This window comes from Nostoc spongiaeforme FACHB-130, from assembly GCF_014698475.1.
In the GTDB taxonomy this organism is placed as follows: domain Bacteria; phylum Cyanobacteriota; class Cyanobacteriia; order Cyanobacteriales; family Nostocaceae; genus Nostoc_B; species Nostoc_B spongiaeforme.
In genome coordinates, this window is record NZ_JACJTB010000003.1 from 167,513 (window position 1) to 187,165 (window position 19,653).

The 19,653-nt window shown below is 40.0% G+C and carries 19 protein-coding genes and 1 tRNA gene; 13 read left to right on the forward strand and 7 right to left on the reverse strand.

The window, feature by feature from the left end; genetic code table 11:
* The first annotated feature begins 201 nt into the window (after window positions 1–201).
* The 3 genes from H6G74_RS04615 to H6G74_RS04625 all read left to right on the forward strand — a co-directional run bounded on the left by H6G74_RS04615 (window position 202) and on the right by H6G74_RS04625 (window position 1,942).
* On the forward strand, window positions 202–909 hold the full coding sequence (locus H6G74_RS04615) for an ROK family protein (RefSeq protein WP_190966558.1): 708 nt from the start codon (window positions 202–204) through the stop codon (window positions 907–909).
* Between the two features lie 114 nt (window positions 910–1,023).
* Complete coding sequence (locus H6G74_RS04620; protein ID WP_062293399.1) at window positions 1,024–1,260, forward strand: DNA-directed RNA polymerase subunit omega; 237 nt, start codon at window positions 1,024–1,026, stop codon at window positions 1,258–1,260.
* 115 nt (window positions 1,261–1,375) lie between these two features.
* Complete coding sequence (locus tag H6G74_RS04625; RefSeq protein ID WP_190966559.1) at window positions 1,376–1,942, forward strand: hypothetical protein; 567 nt, start codon at window positions 1,376–1,378, stop codon at window positions 1,940–1,942.
* 151 nt (window positions 1,943–2,093) lie between these two features.
* On the opposite strand, the gene H6G74_RS04630 is transcribed toward H6G74_RS04625, so the two are convergent.
* Complete coding sequence (locus tag H6G74_RS04630) at window positions 2,094–2,519, reverse strand: hypothetical protein (protein ID WP_190966560.1); 426 nt, start codon at window positions 2,517–2,519, stop codon at window positions 2,094–2,096.
* A gap of 157 nt (window positions 2,520–2,676) precedes the next feature.
* Here H6G74_RS04630 and H6G74_RS04635 point away from each other — a divergent pair, with 157 nt between their 5' ends.
* The 4 genes from H6G74_RS04635 to H6G74_RS04650 all read left to right on the forward strand — a co-directional run bounded on the left by H6G74_RS04635 (window position 2,677) and on the right by H6G74_RS04650 (window position 4,160).
* Window positions 2,677–3,042: a DUF1818 family protein gene (locus H6G74_RS04635; protein WP_190966561.1), complete on the forward strand. Its 366-nt coding sequence runs from the start codon at window positions 2,677–2,679 to the stop codon at window positions 3,040–3,042.
* A gap of 50 nt (window positions 3,043–3,092) precedes the next feature.
* Window positions 3,093–3,166, forward strand: a tRNA-Pro gene (locus H6G74_RS04640).
* A gap of 108 nt (window positions 3,167–3,274) precedes the next feature.
* A complete protein-coding gene (locus H6G74_RS04645; RefSeq protein ID WP_277927128.1) occupies window positions 3,275–3,502 on the forward strand; it encodes a GAF domain-containing protein in 228 nt (75 codons plus the stop codon).
* 325 nt (window positions 3,503–3,827) lie between these two features.
* Window positions 3,828–4,160: a mannose-binding lectin gene (locus tag H6G74_RS04650; protein WP_190966562.1), complete on the forward strand. Its 333-nt coding sequence runs from the start codon at window positions 3,828–3,830 to the stop codon at window positions 4,158–4,160.
* Between the two features lie 282 nt (window positions 4,161–4,442).
* On the opposite strand, the gene H6G74_RS04655 is transcribed toward H6G74_RS04650, so the two are convergent.
* Both H6G74_RS04655 and H6G74_RS04660 read right to left on the reverse strand, forming a co-directional pair.
* A complete protein-coding gene (locus H6G74_RS04655) occupies window positions 4,443–5,726 on the reverse strand; it encodes a M16 family metallopeptidase (protein WP_190966563.1) in 1,284 nt (427 codons plus the stop codon).
* A 95-nt stretch (window positions 5,727–5,821) separates the two neighbouring features.
* Window positions 5,822–7,087, reverse strand: coding sequence for a M16 family metallopeptidase (locus tag H6G74_RS04660; protein WP_190966564.1), 1,266 nt, complete (start codon window positions 7,085–7,087; stop codon window positions 5,822–5,824).
* Between the two features lie 534 nt (window positions 7,088–7,621).
* Between H6G74_RS04660 and H6G74_RS04665 the strand changes: the two genes are divergently transcribed.
* Window positions 7,622–7,768, forward strand: coding sequence for a hypothetical protein (locus H6G74_RS04665; protein ID WP_190966565.1), 147 nt, complete (start codon window positions 7,622–7,624; stop codon window positions 7,766–7,768).
* Here H6G74_RS04665 and H6G74_RS04670 read toward each other — a convergent pair.
* The 4 genes from H6G74_RS04670 to H6G74_RS04685 all read right to left on the reverse strand — a co-directional run bounded on the left by H6G74_RS04670 (window position 7,755) and on the right by H6G74_RS04685 (window position 12,816).
* Entirely contained in the window at window positions 7,755–8,180 is a 426-nt protein-coding gene (locus tag H6G74_RS04670; protein ID WP_190966566.1) for a hypothetical protein, read from the reverse strand. The genes H6G74_RS04665 and H6G74_RS04670 overlap by 14 nt on opposite strands.
* Window positions 8,181–8,359: 179 nt before the next feature.
* Window positions 8,360–9,151: an SDR family NAD(P)-dependent oxidoreductase gene (locus H6G74_RS04675; RefSeq protein WP_190966567.1), complete on the reverse strand. Its 792-nt coding sequence runs from the start codon at window positions 9,149–9,151 to the stop codon at window positions 8,360–8,362.
* 111 nt (window positions 9,152–9,262) lie between these two features.
* Window positions 9,263–10,672: an esterase/lipase family protein gene (locus H6G74_RS04680; RefSeq protein ID WP_190966568.1), complete on the reverse strand. Its 1,410-nt coding sequence runs from the start codon at window positions 10,670–10,672 to the stop codon at window positions 9,263–9,265.
* A 143-nt stretch (window positions 10,673–10,815) separates the two neighbouring features.
* Window positions 10,816–12,816 carry a hypothetical protein gene (locus tag H6G74_RS04685; protein ID WP_190966569.1) on the reverse strand — a complete coding sequence of 667 codons (2,001 nt, stop codon included), beginning with the start codon at window positions 12,814–12,816 and terminating at the stop codon, window positions 10,816–10,818.
* 640 nt (window positions 12,817–13,456) lie between these two features.
* Here H6G74_RS04685 and H6G74_RS04690 point away from each other — a divergent pair.
* From H6G74_RS04690 to H6G74_RS04710, 5 genes are all read left to right on the forward strand, one after another.
* The gene (locus H6G74_RS04690) at window positions 13,457–14,875 is read left to right on the forward strand and encodes an NADH:flavin oxidoreductase (protein ID WP_190966570.1); all 1,419 of its coding nucleotides are present in this window, start codon (window positions 13,457–13,459) and stop codon (window positions 14,873–14,875) included.
* 211 nt (window positions 14,876–15,086) lie between these two features.
* Window positions 15,087–16,559, forward strand: coding sequence for a c-type cytochrome (locus H6G74_RS04695; RefSeq protein ID WP_190966571.1), 1,473 nt, complete (start codon window positions 15,087–15,089; stop codon window positions 16,557–16,559).
* A gap of 95 nt (window positions 16,560–16,654) precedes the next feature.
* Window positions 16,655–17,086: a hypothetical protein gene (locus tag H6G74_RS04700; protein ID WP_190966572.1), complete on the forward strand. Its 432-nt coding sequence runs from the start codon at window positions 16,655–16,657 to the stop codon at window positions 17,084–17,086.
* A 26-nt stretch (window positions 17,087–17,112) separates the two neighbouring features.
* Window positions 17,113–18,546: a c-type cytochrome gene (locus tag H6G74_RS04705; RefSeq protein ID WP_190966573.1), complete on the forward strand. Its 1,434-nt coding sequence runs from the start codon at window positions 17,113–17,115 to the stop codon at window positions 18,544–18,546.
* Between the two features lie 51 nt (window positions 18,547–18,597).
* Window positions 18,598–19,545, forward strand: coding sequence for a hypothetical protein (locus tag H6G74_RS04710; protein ID WP_190966574.1), 948 nt, complete (start codon window positions 18,598–18,600; stop codon window positions 19,543–19,545).
* Window positions 19,546–19,653 lie beyond the last annotated feature (108 nt).

Genomic DNA, 19,653 nt, shown 5'->3' on the forward strand with positions numbered 1-19,653 from the left:
TCCCCTATCAACTGGTACTGCACTTAACCGAAAAACGCTGTATGTCTCTCTAGTTATTACAAAGGTTTCGTAATTTTTAATTGATACTTGGTAATTACTGTTTAAATATTGAGAATGAGGATTAAAGAAATTAGTTTTCTAATCTTCAGTCTTTAGTTAAAGCATAATAGCCAAAGAACAAGTAGTAACAAGGAAGAATCAATGGTTGATGACAATGGCTCAATTCGCACTTTATCAGTTGATATTGGTGGTAGCGGTGTGAAAGCGATGGTTTTAGATATTACCGGAACTCCGATCACAGAAAGGGCGCGGGTAGATACACCATCCCCAGCTAAACCAGATGTCGTAATTAATGCGATCGCACTTTTAGCCGATTCTCAAGGTAATTTTCATCGGGTTTCCGTTGGGTTTCCTGGTGTAGTGCGGTGCGGAGTCACAGAAACAGCAGTTAACTTACATTCTGATTGGATTGGTTTTGATTTTGCCACAGCATTATCCCAACGTTTGAATAAGCCAGTCCGAGTAATTAATGATGCAGATATGCAAGGCTTAGGCGCGATCGCAGGCAAAGGTGTAGAGTTAGTAATTACCTTGGGGACTGGCTTTGGTTCGGCTTTATTTGTCGATGGTAAACTTGTACCGAATATGGAAATGGGACACCATCAGTTTCGCAAAGGCCAGACTTACGAAGAACAATTAGGACGTACAGCGTTACAAAAGTATGGCGAGAAGAAATGGAACAGGCGCTTAGAAAAAGCGATCGCTTCTTTGCAGCATTTATTTAATTATGATTGTCTTTATATCGGCGGTGGTGAAGCCGTGAAGGTAAATTTACAACTACCTTTAAATGTTAAACTCATACCCAATGTCACAGGTCTGTTAGGCGGAATTGCCTTGTGGCGTGATTAGAAATTTCAAGAAGTATGAATTAATTGGTATATCAACATAATCATAATTATGTATAAAAAGCCATATCTCGTATAGTACTGCTAAACTGGGGAATGTCCCCAAGAACCATTAACTATGCTCAAGCGATCTAAGTTCGAGACAACCCAAACTCAAATCATGCACCGCGCCGAGGATTTAATTAGTGCAGCCTCGAATCGCTACCGCATCACGGTTCAGGTGGCAAATCGCGCCAAGCGGCGGCGTTATGAAGATTTTGAAAGTTCTGAAGATGTGATGATGAAACCCGTGTTAAGGGCAATCATCGAAATGTCTGATGAACTGACTCAGCCAGAAATTATTGGTGAAATGTAAAATTAGTCCAGCATTATAGCCTAACTACACGAACAAAACCCGCATAGTCGGGTTTTAATGTACTTTTGCCGATGTTACAAGCAGAATAATTCTGCGTTGCTCAATTATCCCACTAATGGTTGTGAAGTTTAATTCAGCATTAATTATGGTGTTGGTTGTGGGTGGGCTTGTTGTGAGTTTCGGCACAAGTCAACTACACAAATCTAGTATATTTGGTATTCAGCCTGCTTTAGCTCAAAGAATTAGTCCTTCTGATGTTTGGCAGTTAGTATATCAGCAATTACCAGACCTGCCGAAAGAAAACCAGTACATCAGCAAAGAAACTGGCAAAAAAGCGGAAAATAATACTTTGGCTAATCGCCTGATACGCTATCACGTTTACGTCAAAGAGCGATCGCCAATTTATCGTTTGGACTGGAAGCTAACAATAGCTGATTACCTAGGAGCCAATGAAATTATGTATGACACCACCTATCCAGGTAATGATATATTACGCCAAAATCCCATAGAGGGCGATCGCGCTGCCGTTTCTCGCCTGAGTCTCCGCCAACGAGATGCTTTAGTCCAAACATTAGTCAATATTTTTAACCCCAACGGACAGAACACCACCAACGAACCGCGCCCTAGCACTTCCACTACTCCCCAAACAACCCAAACAGGCGGTGCTGAACTCTTGAAGTGATATGAGAAGGCAAGGAGCCAAGAGGTTCATTAACCTCTCTTAAACATAGTTTTATTTTTTCCACCGACTTACTGAAATACTTGTAGAGACGTTGTATACAACGTCTCTACCTACAACAACCGATAAATTGTATCTTCATCAAGAAGCGGGATTACAAAAAAAATCGATACAAAATATTTCCGTTTTCATCAACTTCAAAAGAAGCATTGAGTTCCTTTGATTTTTCATCTAAATATTGTTTAGCTTTTGGGATTGATATTTCACCATTTTTCGCTAGTTGTAATAACGTTATTCTGCCAGAATTCTGCTCAAGTAATTCTAAAAAAACTAAATTAAGCCGCTTCTGCTCTGATGCAATTAGTAATGCTTGTTCTTTCTGCTTTTGCTGCACTAAAGACCAACTCAAATAGCCGCCTAGAATTGTTGATGGAATCGTCAAAATAACTAAAGCCGCGACAGCATCGTTTTTACTTTGAGATGGAGTTTTAGGATTGAGAATATCGAGAATTGCTAAAGTCGAAAATGGAATACCAAATAATAAAAAACATACTGCTAAAGTCTGCTTAATTAATTTCATATAATTTTACACTTACTAATAAGTAGTAAATTTCAAATAATAGTCTTATTATATACGGCTTTAATTACAGTAGTGAGGGAGCGATCGCCCTCGAATCTCATACAAGACAAAAAAAGATAGAATCTAAAATCTCAAATCCAAAATCTCAAATTTGCAAATGGAACGTCTCATTAAAAGCGGTATAGGTTGGCGTATTGGTTGGAGCTTTAATGCACCTGAGTTTAAAGGTTTAGTTGGTACAGATGATTGGGCTATTGAACTAACAGAGGCTGAGTTAAATGAATTTTGCCGTTTGTTAGCACAGTTAGCAGAAACCATGAAACAACTCACAGCAGAATTAATGGATGAAGAAAAGATTGCTTGTGAGGCCGAAAGCGATTTATTATGGATGGAAGTAGAAGGTTATCCCCATGAATACAGTCTGCGCTTCATCCTGAATACCGGACGCTGTGCAGAAGGTAAATGGAATGCCTCTGCTATACCTGGTCTGTTGCAAGCTGCTGGGATGTTAAAAGTTTTTTAAACTTGACCCTTGATTCTCCCGAAGCGTTGCGATATAATGATAATTCTGACCGGGGCGTAGCGCAGCTTGGTAGCGCGCCACTTTGGGGTAGTGGAGGTCGTGGGTTCGAATCCCGCCGCTCCGATTGATAAAATCCCTAGCCTGCTAATCTTGATGTAAGATTAGCAGGTTTTTTCACAGAATTCAGTACCATATTTGGTGGATAAGGAAGACAAGGCTGATTAAACCCATTCTGGTTAAAGAGGAACTGTGTGGTTTATTAATTGTTTACCAATGCGCTTCGCCTCACCAATGGTCAAGTTTTGAAACTCATCTTCTGCGACAAATTACTGACCAAATAGGTATTGCTATTGCTCAAGCTCAATTACTCAAAGTAGAAACCCAACAACAAAAAGAACTAGAAGTAGCTCGTCGTCAAGCAGAATTAGCATCTCAAGCCATTTTTAACACAATCTTGTAATTAACAGAATTGCCGTAACAATCGAGCTTTATCACCTATATTACTAACTACCAGTGATGCTCTTTTTTGAGCGATCGCCAAACTTTGTTATCTACTGAAAATACTCTGAACACAAGTATAAACTTTTATATCATTACCCTTGTCGTTTCAGAAATTATTGCTTGATAATAGCCACGTACAAACCACCTACTTGGATAGAGTTTGTATAGAAGCGATAGCTGTAATGTCTATCTTTGTTTAGATTTTCTTTATCTTGGAGATGAAAACAATGAAATCAGTTCTGAAACTATGTATTGCAGTCCTGTTTACATTTGTTGTGTCTTTTATGACTACAAATTCTGCTTTGGCTTTGGGTCAGTTTAGTCTGACTTGCCGTAACACTGGTATTCAAGGTTCCGTTCTAACCTCTACTTGCGAAAGAGCGAGCGGTGGCGTTTACAAAACTAGTTCTATTGATTTGAACCCAGTAGTTGAAAATGTTGATGGTAGTCTGAAGTGGCAACCTAGCAACTTTTTTGAGACTTGCAGAAACACCCAACTAGTAAGTTCAAATGAATTAAGTGCTGAATGTAAAACCCGCGCTCAACAGTGGGTTCCTACCAGAATTAACCTTGACGCTCATGTTGCCAACATTGATGGCACTCTGCGGTACGAGTAATATCCAGAGATAGCAATCTTATTGAATGAGGACGGGAAACAGGGAACAGATTGGTTTGGCTCTCATTTAGAACTATATGTTAGCTCTCTTCTATTCCTTGTTTCCTGTCCCAAAAGCATCATCTTTGTATTACTAGAGAAGTCAGGACTGCCGTATAGTAGTCCTGACTTCTTCTATCTCTATTGTTCAAATATAGCAGTAGTCAGATATGTGAGGACAATTTGAAAGCTTGAATACCAGGAATAGTAAGACTTTTCCTCCTGCCTCCTGCCTCCTGCTATATCAATTCAATGCCGAATTAATTGCCTCTTCCTGACCAACTAAAGATAAGTAAGGGGTTTGTAAGTGGCGACTAGCAGCAGCTTGAGCATCTTCAACACTCACATCCGCAATTAGCTGTTGAAATTGACTATCAAAATTAATCCCTAAGCCTAAAATTTCATACCAGCCGTAAATCTGGGCAATTTGCCCGTTAGTTTGTTTACCTAAAGCATACTGTCCGAGAATTTTATTTTTTGCAGCTTGAAAGGCGTTGGCGGAAACTTCCGTTGCTGAAAGTAAATCTACCTCCGCTCGCAGTCCCTCAACGGCAATGGTGGTATTTTCTGGGGCTGTACCCATATAAACGACAAACGAACCAGGATACAAGCGCGTGGGATAAAAAGCAGAGACTTCGTAAGCAAGACCACGTTTTTCGCGTAATTCCACAAATAAACGACTGGATAAGCCATTGCCCAAGTAGGTAGACAGCAGTTTCAGTGGGGCGTAATCTGGAGAATTGACGGCTGTCCCTAAATAACCCAACATCACAATAGATTGTTGTGTTTGTAGCGGCTTGAGTAGACGTTGGGGGTTAACGGGAATTTCGGGCAGATGCAATACTGGTAGTGGTTGTGGGGGTATTTGCCAATCACCAAACACTTGCTCTACTAAGGCGACGGCTTCTGTTAAGGTAATTCTGCCGGCAATACTCACAACCAAATTATCAGGGCGAAAATAAGTTTGATGATACTGCAATAAGTCTTGGCGAGTAATGCGGCTCATGGTAGTTTCGTCACCTAGCAATGACATCGCATAGGGATGATTTTGGTATATTGCTTGTCGCATTTGCTCAAAAGCCAAAGTAAAAGGCTGTTCTTTTTGAGAGCGAATATCTTGTAAGGCTAACCGCCGTTCTAATTCTACTTGTTCATCGGGGAAAGTGGGCGATCGCAAAATTCGTCCCGTCAATGCCAATATCTCTGGAAAATCCGAGGTGACAGTCTTCAAAGACAACAAAAAATAATCTGTAGAGGTATCTGCACTCAAACTAGCCCCTACAGATTCTACTTGTTCGGCAATTTCTAAGCTAGACAGTCCTTCACAGCCTTTGGTCATCACCGCCGAAAGCAAATGTGCTAAACCTGCTTGTCCTTGTTGTTCGTAACAACTACCAGCCCGGAGAAAAATTCGCCCAGCAATAATATCCGCCGCCGGATTTTCTGCTACTAACACAACAATGCCATTGTTGAGTACGGTGCGATGAATCAAGGAATGAGACAGGGAAGGTTTTACAGTTGGAGTCATTTTTTAATCGTCAATGGTCAATGGTCAATAGTCAATGGTCATTTTGTATGCTTCCGCCTTCCTGCTTCCTTGCCTTTTCTAGAACAACATCTGGATTAACATGGTTTCAGGATAGTAACTGCATAATTCTGCGGTGAAAGATACTGTTTAGCTAATTGTTGCAGTTCTTGGGTAGTAAATGACTGGACTTGCTGGGGATAAGTTGTGGCTACTTCTGCTTTGGCAATAGTGTTGTAGTAACCATACAGCCCTGTTAATTGGTTGGGCGTTTCCGTCGAAAAAGCATACTCATTACATAACAACCTACGCATTCTCGCTAATTCTTGTTCTCTAATTCCTTCAGTTTGCAAATCATGTAAATGATTGCGAATTAAGTACTCTACTTTCTCAATGTTTTCTGGTTCTAGCCAAGCAGTAATAGTAAATAAACTCGATTCTTTTTGTAGGGAAAAATTACTACACACTCCATACACTAATTGCTGTTCTTCGCGCAAGTCACGCACTAAGCGAGAAATCCGCCCCTCTGTTAAGAATACAGATAACACATCTAAGCCATAAGCGGTGCGGAGTTGATCAACTCCCGGTGCAGTCCACGCCATTAGTAACCGCCCTTGCTCTAGCCTGGGTAAACAGAGTTCTTGACGCTGTATACCTTGAATCACTGGTTTTTGGACTGTGATCGATGGTGGACAATCAATAGGTGGGGCAAAATTAGCAAATGATTGATTTACCAATTCCCAGGCTTTGGCTTGTTCAATTCCGCCCACAATTACCACAGTCATATTTTCTGGCTGATAGTGAGCGCGATGAAAACAGCGCATATCATCGGCTGACTGCTGCATTAGTTCCTGTTCTGTACCCAGCACCGAACGTCCATAAGGATGCTGCGGATACACATTTTTGATCAAGGACTGAAATCCTAGCCATTCGGGATCATCATAACAAGAGCGAATTTCTTCTAGAACTACATCTCGTTCGCGCAGAAATTCATCTTCAGGAATCGCCGCATTTACTAGTAGTTCTGCCAAATAAGGCAAAGTATCTTCTAAATAAGGTGCAGCCGTTGTCACACAGTAATGAGCATAATCATGACTGGTGGCTGCATTACTCACACCACCACGGTTTTCAATTTTATAATCAAAAGCTCCAGGGGCAATTGTGGCTGTGCCTTTAAAAATCATGTGTTCTAAAAAATGAGCCATCCCAAACCACTGTTCTGGCTCTCTGGCTGCTCCAGCACGCACCCATACATCCGCCACAACCACGGGAGTAGTTGGAATCTCTTGATGAATAAATGTTAAGCCATTATCAAGTTTTAAAATCGAGGCTGGAAAAACAGGATGAATTAATTGTTGTGACAATTTTTTGTAGATTAACCACAATTTAATGTAATTAAGGCATCTTAACTCTTAACTAAATCTAAATTAGAATCATTTGATACAGATTTATTAATATTTATAATGTATCATTTTTAGCCAAAATGCGACAGAATACCTCATTTGTGTATATATTTCCGCTTTTAGCTCTTACCTAGAGCTTATAACCCGTTTTCTTTAACTGAAGATTGAGTTATGGAAATGGTACTATTCAAAAGTTATATCTAAAATTGTGGTTAATAGTTCTTGCATAGATGTTTGTTGGACTAACGCAAAGATGGAAAGAGTAATGCGAGAAGAACAACTAATACAAGCAATCTCAAGTTTAAGGTCATGAAAAGGTAGATTCCCTGATCAGAAGTTTCGGTTGATACCCTTCTTTGCCTTAACTTCATAAATCTTATTGTGCTGTGTATCTCAGCATTTATCCACCGTACTTATGCTTAATTTTACGAAATATTTTTTAAGTAAAAATTCGGTGTTTCAAATTGGGAAATCAAAACTTCAGTAACACTGTTAATGAGGCTTTTGAAAGATGCGATCGCGGTGAAATTTCTGGTGTTGCTGATTAATGGGATGATTTTTTTTCGCGTAAAGGCGCAAAAATTGATAGTTAACCTTGCTGGAGGTGTTGAAAGATGCGATCGCACATTTAAAGCACGTTGATTCTACCATCATCTTGAATGTACACCGAGCGATCGCCAGGAACGCGCCAAGTTGGACGCAATTCTACGCGCAAGGTAGTTAAATTCGGTCGAGAAAGATTAGCTTCTATTGATCTACCCGTTTCATCCCAAAATATTAAAGATGTGTTTGGTTCCGTACCTTCTAACTGATCTAAATATAAAATCTGTCCGGGACTGAGGGAAATTGGGTCAGTAATGGAAGGCTTTTGTAGTTTCAACACACGCGGAGTTCTGTTAACTACTTGCACCCGGACACGCTGCCCTGGTGTAAATTGGAGTGGAGCCTTACCACAGTTAGAAGCACAAGTTCCAGCCAATGAAATTTTCGAGTCATGGCTGGTGGTTAATAGTAAAGTAGCGGCAATTAACAAAGTTGATACTAATTTAGACATGGCATCAGAATTTACACAATTGGTATTTAAGGACTTCAGCCTAACACCGTACTGAGTAGATTGTGTATTAGTGTAAATCCTGATACGAGAAAAGTGCTGAGTGCTGAGAGGGGGAGACAAGGTAGAAATACTGCTCTCTTATCTCCCTTGTCCCCCTTGTCTCCCTTGTCCCCCTTGTCTTATTTACTTTCTTGCATACTTCTAACTATTTTGGTCACAAGTTTTCTGGGTGTAAATCTCACACTTTCAGAAAGTAGTTTATTTTTCAAGCCAGGAACAACTACGGTTTTGTTATCAAACAAGGCATCATAGCCAATTTTAGCCACAGTTTCCGCATCCATAATTTTTTGACCACTGACAAGTTTTGAGTCTTCCATTGCGGCGCGTTTTTGAAAACCTGATTCTGTCGGCCCTGGACAAAGTGCAGTTACAGAGACACCCGTACCTTCTAATTCATTAGCGATCGCTTCTGAAAATGATAATACATAAGCCTTACTCGCATAATAGACCGCCATTAACGGGCCTGGTTGAAAAGCCGCAGTTGAAGCCAAGTTCAAGATTTTGCCATAACCTTGCTTCACCATATCTTTGAGGAACAGCTTGGTTAAATGAGTCAGACACATCACATTAACTTGCAGCATTTGTAGTTCCGCAGTTAAATCTGTTTCGTTAAACAAACCATAGCTGGCAAATCCCGCATTGTTAATCAGAATATCAACTTTGATTGATGCTTGTTGTAACTCAGCAAAAATTTCCTCTGGCGCAGCAGGATTTGCCAAATCTTTAGCAATAACTTTGACATCGATCCTAAAGTTAGTTCTTAATTCAGCAGCAATTTGATGGAGTTTTTGCTCATTTCTGGCGACTAAGACCAAATTGTATTTGTCTTGAGCAAATAATTTAACAAATTCATAACCAATCCCACCCGATGCACCAGTAATTAGGGCAGTTTTTTTGCGATCGCTTTGCATAACTTCACCTTAGTTAAAATCTAGTAAACAAAAATAGTTTGGTTATTACTCAATATGGTTCAGTTAAGAAATTTTCCCTGTGGAAACAAGGGAACAGTAAAGTTTCACCAATTATTGCCATTGCGAAATTTCCAACTTGATAGCTGATTCTGCACCAACAACATCTCGACCACGTTGCGGTAAGAGAATATCAGTACCTAAACTTAAATCAATATTTGGTTCTAAACTTTCAGAGTTCCAACAGTATTTTGCTTTGTATGTATTATCTTCGGCTGTGACATCCACAATTAAATAATCAGACCATAAAGGTAACTGGTCAATGTGGCTATCAAACAACCAATCTCTTTCTTTTTTTGTAAAAGAATGCAGCGCCAAACGAATTGCATATCTACAGGTATTATCACTATGAACTGCATAGCGGGGAATTAAGAAAGCCGTAAACAAAGGTACAGGCTTATCTCGCATTAATTCCACCGTAATCGGACAATAACGGTCAATAGCTTGTTCATGTATGGGAGTAGGAAGACCACGCAAAGCCACCCGGACTTCCATTTGATAAAAAGTATTTTTGCTGTCAATTAATTCCACATTACTCAAGGACAGCTTAATCTTGATATCACCAAACAAAAATCTTTGGAGATTTTGATAAGCTTCTTCGGAATTGACCATTCCATAACGGCCGCCATGAGTCCGATGAATATAAGCACGATGCGCCCCTCTGACGTAAGCTTTTTCTATCTGTACTAAACCATCACTTTGCGGCCCCACAGCCTTTTGTGAAAAGCCAGCAGCATTTTCATAATCACGGGCATTTGTACCAATAATACAAAAAACTCTGTCTGGTGAAAAAGCATTATCTAGACTTTGAGTATCAAAATTTTGGGGTAATTCTGGCATTAATTTCACTTTTGGAGTGAAATATTCATACATTCTTTGTGGGCCAAAATCATCAGAATTATTCCATTTCAAAGTATCTCTGATACCTTCAATTAAACCGCCACCGACTTGAAAATAAATTCCCCCATGTGGTGTACCATACGTAAATAATTTATCAATATGGTCTTCAGCTTGTTCACCATGATCTGGATAAATTTTCTGAATTAAACTCCGACAGACCAGACCACCCATTGAATGAGCAATTAAATAAACTTTGTTTGCGCTGCTTTCTTTTTTAACAACATTAATTAAATCTCGTAAACCCTCAGCAATTTCCTCCATTTCTAGCCTGACGGTTTTTTCTTCACCAAAACTCGGTGAAGTCATATCATAAAATCGATAAATCCAAATTGTTTTGATATTACTGCTTAATTGCTTATTATCAAACACAGGACGATAGCCGTGGTCAGTCATCAAACGCAATAAGGGACTCTCAAAAAAGAACTTTTCTGGCGTACCTTTTTCTCCCACACGAATATGGGTTGAACCACTATTAAACCCGTAAAATGGATCATTCACAGTTTGATCAACATCTTTATCTGTACCTGCATAGCCACGCACATAAATAATTGGTAAATACTGCATTTATCTCCTCCATATTTATGATTTATTGTTGGTCATTTGTTTATATAGGAATCATTTATTTTTGATTCTTGTTCCAAATATTTATCGTTCCTAAGTACAACTTAGGAACGAATAGTTAAATGATCAGCATTCTAACGAGTTGTTTAGAAAGTTTTCACAAACTCGATGAGTGCTTTTTTGTCTTCATCAGATAAATTGGAACCAAAAGTATGACCTCTGTCTTCAATGAAGTCAGGAGATTTATTCGCTCTCAATAATACGCGGGCGAGTTTACCTTTGATGCCACCTCCTGGTCTTAAGTCTTGGAATAAGTTACCCAAATTGAGAGAAGTAATTGCTTCTCTCATATTGACATTTGCCAACAAGTTGACAGGCGTACCTTTAGGTACAGGTAAACGCAATCTCGGATTTGGATCTCCTGGGGGTAAATCTAATTTAGTTTTGCGGTCAGTTCTGCTGATAATGTTTTCCCGTTTTTCTGGCCACAGCAGTTTTTCCATCGCATCGTTATAGGCTTCTATCCGACCTTTCACAGAAGGATCTTCGTTATAAAAACCTAAAGTGTTGTTATGGAGAAATGGTGCGGTTGCCCAAATACTAATGAGTGAAGGTGTGCGGTAATATCCTAAGCCACCTGCTGGTATTTGGAAATTAATTGGTTTGGCTTGATCGAAGGGATTAGACAGCGTTAATTGACCAGGAGAAGGAAGTTCTTTATAAGTTTTAGAAGAGAACTGATCCCAAATATGGCCTTTAGTCGCGTTGGTTCCTAAAGCACGGGAAATGTTAGTACCAAGCAGTGTGACTGGGTAGCGTTGGTCATCCGATAAAAAGTTGTGGTCGAGGAAATTGCTACTGAGTACTGATTCTTCGTACCATTTTTTCGCTTGTTCGGAGTCAGCAGCAATTTCAGCAGGTGGCTTTTTACTGGAGTGACAAGATGCACAGGTATCAGCAAAAACTATTTTGCCGCGTTCGAGAACCTTTTCATCTTTGGTTAAGAAAGCGTCACCACCGGGTGCATCTTTGAGGTGCATCGGTTTGATAGTTTTGAGGAATGCTTCTGCATCAGCCATCCGTGCTTCTGTTTGTCTCCAGCCTTCACAATCCTTTCTAGCTTTTTCAATATCAAAAGGACGTTGGGGAGTTCGGCCTAGCATAGCTTCGTGCAGTGTTAACCAATAGTCACCACACATCCCAATGTTGACATACACACGCAAAGAAGCTGTAGCTACACCTGTGGAGTCTGCACCATCTTTGAGAATGTGATTAACATTTTTAGTGGAACCATCATTCATCACTTCGGGATAGGTGGGGCGATCGCCTAAATTAAAAATGGCATTAATCGCATTTGGATTATTAATATGATCTGTAGCAATTCTTGAGGTGTCAGATGTGCCGGGACGTTGTGCCATCAAAACTTGCTTGATAAAACTATCATCCCTGAGCTTGAGCGAAAATAATGCAGCTTCCTTAATGTATTGATTACCCAAAGCTGGAACGAGATTTTCCCATTGGGGATGTTCTTTGTCTTTGGGCGGGTTGAGTGGGTCTAAAGCAACGTGACAAATAGCACAAGACTGTCCAATTAGATATGGAGGCTCAATTGATACATCCTTGACGTATTTTTTAGCATCCCATTTTGCTGGTTCAAACTTGGGGTTGGGGAACTTGCGTAACCCAATCACACCAGTAGACAGAGGGTCTTTACACTTATCCAACAACAACCCATATTCATCTGGTTCTGTGGCTTTTTCACATCCGGGATCGTTGATTGCACCAAATAGTTTCAAACGCTCGTCATGGTACTTCGAGTCAATTAGTTGGAGTAAGTCAACATTGCCATGAGTCCGCTTGGCAATATCCCGATAGTATTCGCCATTACCACCAGTCCATAAGTACCAAGTACAACGGCCTCTTTTTTCAGAGTCGGTGAGATTTTCTTTAGTATATGGCGGGAGATATCCGATACCATCGCAGTTATCAGCATAACCCGCATCATTATACTCTTTAGAGATAGGAGCAGGTGTTTCACCATACTCACCAGCTAAAGCTGTTGGGGTGCTGTACCAACCGCAAATTATAATTGCGATCGCCGCCAAAACTACCAAACAGCCCTTCCACAGTAGGCGTATTTTGTTCATACAACTCTCTATGAGTAACACCTAAACCTAATCAGGTGCATATTAATAACAAAGCTTCACCATTAATTCGCCAATTTCCTGATTTATCCTTCAGATATTTTTGGCAAATGGCAAATAAAGAATATTGCACCTTAATTTTAGGCACGGTCATATATGAAGTTACTACACAAGTTAGCTAAACGTCACTAAAAAAACCGCTATTTTGTCAACTGATTTATTTAAAAAATGTAAATTTATCATGGCATCATAAATATCATTTGTTATCGTGTAAGCGAGATTTTAGACTAGGTTAATTTTGTAACAAATTATATTTGGGAGAGTGTATTAATGTTGCGTTAACCTTAGCATCAAAAACAGGATTTCTTAAGATTTGTTTTGTTGAGGATGCTAGTTTTACTCAATCATAAAAAATTCTGATTTAATTGCTTAACCTTTAACTGGTAAGCCTTTAGTTGAATATTTGGGTAGAAAACTAAGTAACCAAAACTTAATCTTTGTCCTCACATCCGAAAAACTCAATCTTGAACTTGTAAGTATTCCAAACAAAGCCCCAGAGGATCTATCAATGGTAGTGATCTGGGTAGTTTTTGATTACGTAATAATTTTAATACTTGATTCTATTGCAGACAGGGGGGAGAGTATGGAAAATGATATTATCTTTAAGCCATTGCAATTTCGGAATCTCACAGTCAAGAACCGGATTTTTCGCTCCAGTATATCCGGTAGATGGGATAACTACGATGGTTCAGGTACTCAAGCCAGGATTAACTGGGAAGAAAAATTTGCCAGTGGTGGAGTTGGCGCGATTATTACTTCATTTGTACCTGTAGCAATTCGCGGCCGGATTATGCCTAACTATGCCACAATTCACTGCGATGACAGAATTCCTTTTTGGCGCAAAGTAGGTGAAAAAGTTCATGAATACGACTGTAAATTAATTTTGCAACTCAGCCATTCAGGAAGACAGCAAGACATTGGTGGTGTAGAAAACGATGATTTAAAGGCCTTAAGTTCTACCAGTCGTACTGAATCATTTCACGGCTTGCGCTGCCAAGCAATGACCTTGAAAGAAATTAAAGAAACCATCCAAATGTTTGCTGATGGCGCAAGACGGGCGCGTTTAGCTGGTTTGGATGGTGTAGAATTACACAGTGCTAATGGTTATTTATTTAACCAATTTCTGAGTTCCGGAATTAACGATCGCACCGACGAATATGGTGGTTCACTCGAAAATCGGGCGCGGTTTTTACTAGATGTAATTCGGGCAATTCGGCAAGAAGTTGGTAATGATTTCCATTTGCAATTTAAAATTAGTGCCATTGATTACAACGATGCTGTAATTCCTTGTGAAAAACCTGGAAATACTTTAGAAGAATCTGTACAGATTTGTAAATGGGCTGAAGCAGCCGGCGCTGATGCTGTTCATGTCTCTGTAGGAAGCTTATTCCCTCACCCACTTAACCCCATTGGTGATTTTAACTTTGATATCATCACTAAAACTTATGACACAATGCTTTCCAGTGGGAATCAAACAATTCGCAACTACATCTTATTCCGTTACAAACTGCTACGGCCAATTTTCAAATTCTTATGGAATCGGGTGAAGAAACAAATTCCGCCGCCAGTATTTACTGGTGATTATGTCGCCGACGATGAAATGAGAAAACTATTAGCAGAAAACCAAGGCAGAAACTTACTTTCATCCCAAGCAATTAAACAAGCCGTGAATATTCCAGTTTTGTGTACTGGTGGTTTTCAACAAGGTTCATTTATTCGTAAAGCCATTGAAGAAGGCTATTGTGACGGTGTAACAATTGCTCGACAGTTGATTGCTAATAACGATTTACCGAAACAATTGCAACAAGGCAAAGACTTACCTGATAGACCATGTACCTACTGCAATAAATGTCTACTCAATGTCATTGAAAATCCCTTGGGTTGTTATGAACTCAGTCGCTTTGATAATGATTATAAAGCGATGATGGCAGAAGTTATGTCAGTCTTTCATAGTGATGAGTCGGCAAAACGTGACGCAGAGGTTCCAGCATTACATATTTAATTTGTCATTTGTCATTCAGATTTAATGCAGTGTGCAATTTATTTTTTAGAGAAAGTTGCACACAACACAAATTTATAAATGACCATTGACTCTTCGGGTGACGCTCCTGTGTCGCTAACGCTGCGCTAACACCAGTGAGGGAGTCGGGAAACCCGCCCAACGCACTGGTAAACCATTGACTCTTGACTATTAACCAGAGAGTGATTTTGTCATGACTCAAACAAGCCCTACACTAGTTCCCACCGTCGTTAAGGGAACGAAGGCGGTTTTTAAGTGGATTGTGGCTGCAATTGTGGGAGTGGTTGCAGTAGTTGTATTTTTAATTTGGCCTGTTATATCTAACTCCCCAGTTGATTATGCTGATATCGAAGAGCATTTTAAGTATGGTTCCATTGGTAGTGAGGCGGTCAATGGAGTACCTTACTGGATATGGAAAGTTCTGCCAGCATTATTTCCTGATAAATTGCCCGATAAAGGTTACACTTCCTTGGGATTTATTCAAGAAAAGGGAAAAGATTTACCCATTGGGTTTTCACAACGGCGAGTTTTTATTAACCGTGTTGGCTTGAATTGTGCGGTTTGCCATACAGGAACAATGCGTGATACACCAAATAGCGATCGCCAAATTATCACAGCTATGCCTGCTAATGTCGTCAACTTGCAGGGATATATTAAATTTTTATCAGATATAGCGATCGATTCGCGCTTTACTGCCAACCGGATGCTACCAGAAATTGAAAAAATCAGTGGTGGTTTGAACCCAATAGAAAAACTAGTTTATCGGTTTATTGCCATTCCCCAAACCCGCGACGCACTAATTAATCAAAGAAGCCGACTTTCTTTTGTTTATGATCAACCAGATTGGGGGCCGGGTAGAGTCGATACATTTAATCCTTATAAAGCAATTCAATTTCATTTCCCAATGGATAAATTGCGTGAGGATGAATTAATCGGTACATCAGATTTCCCCTCAGTTTGGAATCAAAAACAGCGCAAAGACATGGAATTACACTGGGATGGGAATAACAGTTCTGTTGATGAACGTAACAAAAGTGCAGCTTTAGGTGCAGGCGTTACACCCACCACAATTGATTTAGATAGAATTCAACGAGTTGCTGATTGGTTGTGGACATTACCAGAACCCAAATATCCCTATCCAGTTAATCAAACTGTAGCCGCTACCGGAAAACAACTGTTTGCAAATAATTGCGCTAGTTGTCATGCCTTGGGCGGAAAATATGTAGGTAAAGTTGTACCAATTCAAGAAATTGGTACAGACCCCCATCGCCTAAATTCCTTTACCTACGAAACTTTATCTAACCAAAATACTTTGTATGCAGGTTATCCTTGGCGGTTTAATAATTTCCGTAAAACGAATGGCTATGCTAATTCACCTCTAGATGGTATTTGGTTACGCGGCCCTTATTTACATAATGGTTCAGTTCCGACTTTGCGAGATTTACTAGAAAAACCAGAGAATCGACCCAAAGAATTTTATCGGGGCTACGACGTAATTGATCGGGAAAAAGTTGGGTTTGTGTCAACTGTTGCCCAAGAAAACGGCAAGAAATATTTTAAATTTGATACGACTAAACCTGGAAACAGCAACGGCGGCCATGTATATGGAACTGAACTCTCACCAGCAGAAAAAGATGCGTTGGTTGAATACATGAAGCAACTGTAATTTTAGAAAGAATTCAGAAGTCAGAACAGTTAAATCTTATGCAGAAAATCATGCTGGTGGGAGGAGAGTTTTTACACGTTAATTAGGAGCAAAGAATGAATACTTATGCAAAATGGTTTAGTCGTGTAACTTGGCTGGGAATTATTGTAAATATGTTGTTTGTAATTCCCTCCTGCTTCTTTCCAGAGTTAATGTTGTGGTTTTTAAAGATGCACCAACCAGACCCAATTATCTGGGTAAGGGCGGCGGGAATGCTGTTATTTATCATTAGTGCGTTTTACATTCCGGGCGCACTAGATCCTAATCGCTATCGGGCAACTGCTTGGATATCAATATTCCCATCTAGAGCCTTTGGTTCAACATTTTTTATTTGTGCCGTGTTGTTTTTTGGGCAAGATAAAGGCTTTTTATCAATTGCCTTTGTAGACTTATTTTTTGGTGTAGTAGAAGCAATTTTCTTAACTCTAGCGACGCGGAGTGAAAATGCTGAGGCGATCGCCAAAGAACCAGCCAAACAATTCTCCTAATTTCTACCAAGGAGCAATGTAATTTTATGAAAATATTTAAAGAGAAATTAGGCAGGATTCTCGCCAGCATTGCTTTAGTTTTTGTTTTGTTAGTCGGGGGCGTAGGCTACATAGCCTGGTATCATTTATTTCGAGATGTGCCACTTACCTACGAATCACCAGAAGAACATTTTAAATATAGTTCCATTGGTACAGAACCAGCTCAAGGGATACCTTATTGGATTTGGTTAGTTTTACCACGCATCTTTCCTGATAAATTACCAGGGCCAGGCGGTTACACTTCTTTAGGGATTACTTGGGAAGAAGGCAAAGAAACCCCTGTTGGTTTTACGAAAAAAACCATTGGTTTTCCTCGTGTGGGAATTACTTGTGCAGTTTGTCACACAGCTACCTATAGAACCAGTCCCCTAGAAAAACCTCATATTTTTCCGGCTGGGCCTTCTAACAAATTCAACTCCCAAGCTTATGTACGCTTTTTAGGTGCAGCCGCCAGCGACCCCAGATTTACCGCCGACTATATTTTGGATGAAATCAAGTACAATCATGAATTTTCTTGGATCGAAAACTTACTTTATCGGTTTTTGATTATTCCCCAAACTAAAAAAGCTCTGCTACAACAAAGCGCCGATTTTGCTTGGATGGATTCTCGTCCCGACTGGGGGCCTGGTCGAATTGACCCATTTAATCCGGTGAAATTCAACACCTTAAAATTGCCCAAAGATGATACTATCGGTAACTCCGATATGATGCCAATTTGGAATCAGAAACTACACAAGGGATTTGCCTTACATTGGGATGGTTTAGAAACTTCTTTGAAAGAAACTGTGCAAACAGGCGCAATTGGTGATGGTGCAACTAAAGATTCTTTACCTGTTGCTGATTTGCAACGAGTAGAAGACTATATCACCGAACTCTCGCCACCTAAATATCCTTTCCCCGTGGATGAAAAATTATCTAATAAAGGGAGTCAAATTTTTGCTAACACCTGTGCATCTTGTCACGCCTTTGGTGGTGAAAGAACAGGTACAGTAATTCCGGTAGAAGAAGTGGGAACAGACCGCCATCGTTTAGATATGTGGACGCAGCAAGCCGCCGACACCTACAATCACTTTGGTGATGGCTATCCTTGGGATTTCAGCCAATTACGGAAAACTGATGGCTATGTGGCTGTATCTTTAGATGGATTGTGGATTAGAGCGCCATATTTACATAATGGTTCCGTCCCATCTCTGCAAGATTTGTTAGCAAAACCAGAGGATCGTCCCAAAACCTTTTATCGGGGTTACGATGTTTACGATTCGCAAAGAGTTGGCTTTATTTCCGAAGGAGAAGAAGCTAAACGTGTAGGTTTTAAATATGATACGACCGTTGCTGCCAATTCCAATCAGGGACATATTTATGGCACCGATTTGCCCAGTGACGATAAAAAAGCACTGATTGAATACTTAAAAACCTTGTAGACCTAAGCAGTATCGTCGTTTCGATCAAACTTGCAGAAAAGGGGTGTTGAAATGGCTACAGACTATGTGTTGTTTATTCATGGTGTAAGTATTCGCAACGATAAATACGCCGATGAACTGTTTGAACGGCTGAGAAAAAGTGCGAGCGATCGCCAACGAAATATCAAAAAAATTGCTCTTTACTGGGGTGATGTGAATGAAGAACTAGAAAATAAACTTCTAGGACAACTTCGAGTCTCACCTTATTGGAAAGATGTTTGGTTTAAAGAATTTCGAGAAAAGCAAATTATTCCCTTTGCTGGCGATGCTGCACTTTATATTAGCCGTCATGTTGGTGCAAAAGTTGTCAACCGAATGAAAACTCAAGCGATCGCCAACGGGTTACATCAAGCCCAAACAGATGATCGTCTACACATAGTCAGCCACAGTTGGGGAACAGTGATTTTGTTTGATATCTTGTTTGCCAGCCGTTGGGATGAAGATAAAGCACCAGGTAAAGATGATGTGATGGCTATCCGCGATAGCATTTTTGGTGTAGCTGGGAAAAATAGCGATCGTCGTCAAGGAATTCCCATTGCAAGTATTCACACCCTCGGTTCACCTGTAGCTATCTTTAGCTTGACTAATATCAATCCTGGTAAAGATAGTGCAGATTCACCCAGTAGCCACGACATTACACCCAACCTGCAAAAATTTTTAGAGTGTTTGCAAGAATTACGCAAAGGTAAAAAACTACCTTGGCGCAATTATCTTCATCCTGGTGATCCAATTGCTTACCCACTGCAAAAACTGATGATCGATTTAGTGGATGGCAATACCAAATACTTAGATATTCAAGATATCCCCACCCACAACGCCGGATGGTTAGAAATCCCCCTTGCACAAACACTTTTACCCTTGCTTTCTGGTGGCGACGCACATGGTAGCTACTGGCGCAACAACAAAGTAACTCAAGAAATCATTAATGTTGTCAAACAAGAAACTCCCACATCTGTTTAGTTTTCGACCTCTCCAAGTCTAAATAATCATTCATATTCATCAGCTGGGCTTTGCCCAGCAAAACATAATAAATATCTCTCTCCCTTGTCTCTTTTTTCTCCTTAAAAA

Bases quoted from the DNA above. Each gene is read 5' to 3' on its own strand.
- H6G74_RS04615 (WP_190966558.1), top strand. From the start codon at position 202: ATGGTTGATGACAATGGCTCAATTCGCACTTTATCAGTTGATATTGGT.
- H6G74_RS04620 (WP_062293399.1), top strand. From the start codon at position 1,024: ATGCTCAAGCGATCTAAGTTCGAGACAACCCAAACTCAAATCATGCAC.
- H6G74_RS04625 (WP_190966559.1), top strand. From the start codon at position 1,376: ATGGTTGTGAAGTTTAATTCAGCATTAATTATGGTGTTGGTTGTGGGT.
- H6G74_RS04630 (WP_190966560.1), bottom strand. From the start codon at position 2,519: ATGAAATTAATTAAGCAGACTTTAGCAGTATGTTTTTTATTATTTGGT.
- H6G74_RS04635 (WP_190966561.1), top strand. From the start codon at position 2,677: ATGGAACGTCTCATTAAAAGCGGTATAGGTTGGCGTATTGGTTGGAGC.
- H6G74_RS04650 (WP_190966562.1), top strand. From the start codon at position 3,828: ATGACTACAAATTCTGCTTTGGCTTTGGGTCAGTTTAGTCTGACTTGC.
- H6G74_RS04655 (WP_190966563.1), bottom strand. From the start codon at position 5,726: ATGACTCCAACTGTAAAACCTTCCCTGTCTCATTCCTTGATTCATCGC.
- H6G74_RS04665 (WP_190966565.1), top strand. From the start codon at position 7,622: ATGAGGCTTTTGAAAGATGCGATCGCGGTGAAATTTCTGGTGTTGCTG.
- H6G74_RS04670 (WP_190966566.1), bottom strand. From the start codon at position 8,180: ATGTCTAAATTAGTATCAACTTTGTTAATTGCCGCTACTTTACTATTA.
- H6G74_RS04675 (WP_190966567.1), bottom strand. From the start codon at position 9,151: ATGCAAAGCGATCGCAAAAAAACTGCCCTAATTACTGGTGCATCGGGT.
- H6G74_RS04680 (WP_190966568.1), bottom strand. From the start codon at position 10,672: ATGCAGTATTTACCAATTATTTATGTGCGTGGCTATGCAGGTACAGAT.
- H6G74_RS04685 (WP_190966569.1), bottom strand. From the start codon at position 12,816: ATGAACAAAATACGCCTACTGTGGAAGGGCTGTTTGGTAGTTTTGGCG.
- H6G74_RS04690 (WP_190966570.1), top strand. From the start codon at position 13,457: ATGGAAAATGATATTATCTTTAAGCCATTGCAATTTCGGAATCTCACA.
- H6G74_RS04695 (WP_190966571.1), top strand. From the start codon at position 15,087: ATGACTCAAACAAGCCCTACACTAGTTCCCACCGTCGTTAAGGGAACG.
- H6G74_RS04700 (WP_190966572.1), top strand. From the start codon at position 16,655: ATGAATACTTATGCAAAATGGTTTAGTCGTGTAACTTGGCTGGGAATT.
- H6G74_RS04705 (WP_190966573.1), top strand. From the start codon at position 17,113: ATGAAAATATTTAAAGAGAAATTAGGCAGGATTCTCGCCAGCATTGCT.
- H6G74_RS04710 (WP_190966574.1), top strand. From the start codon at position 18,598: ATGGCTACAGACTATGTGTTGTTTATTCATGGTGTAAGTATTCGCAAC.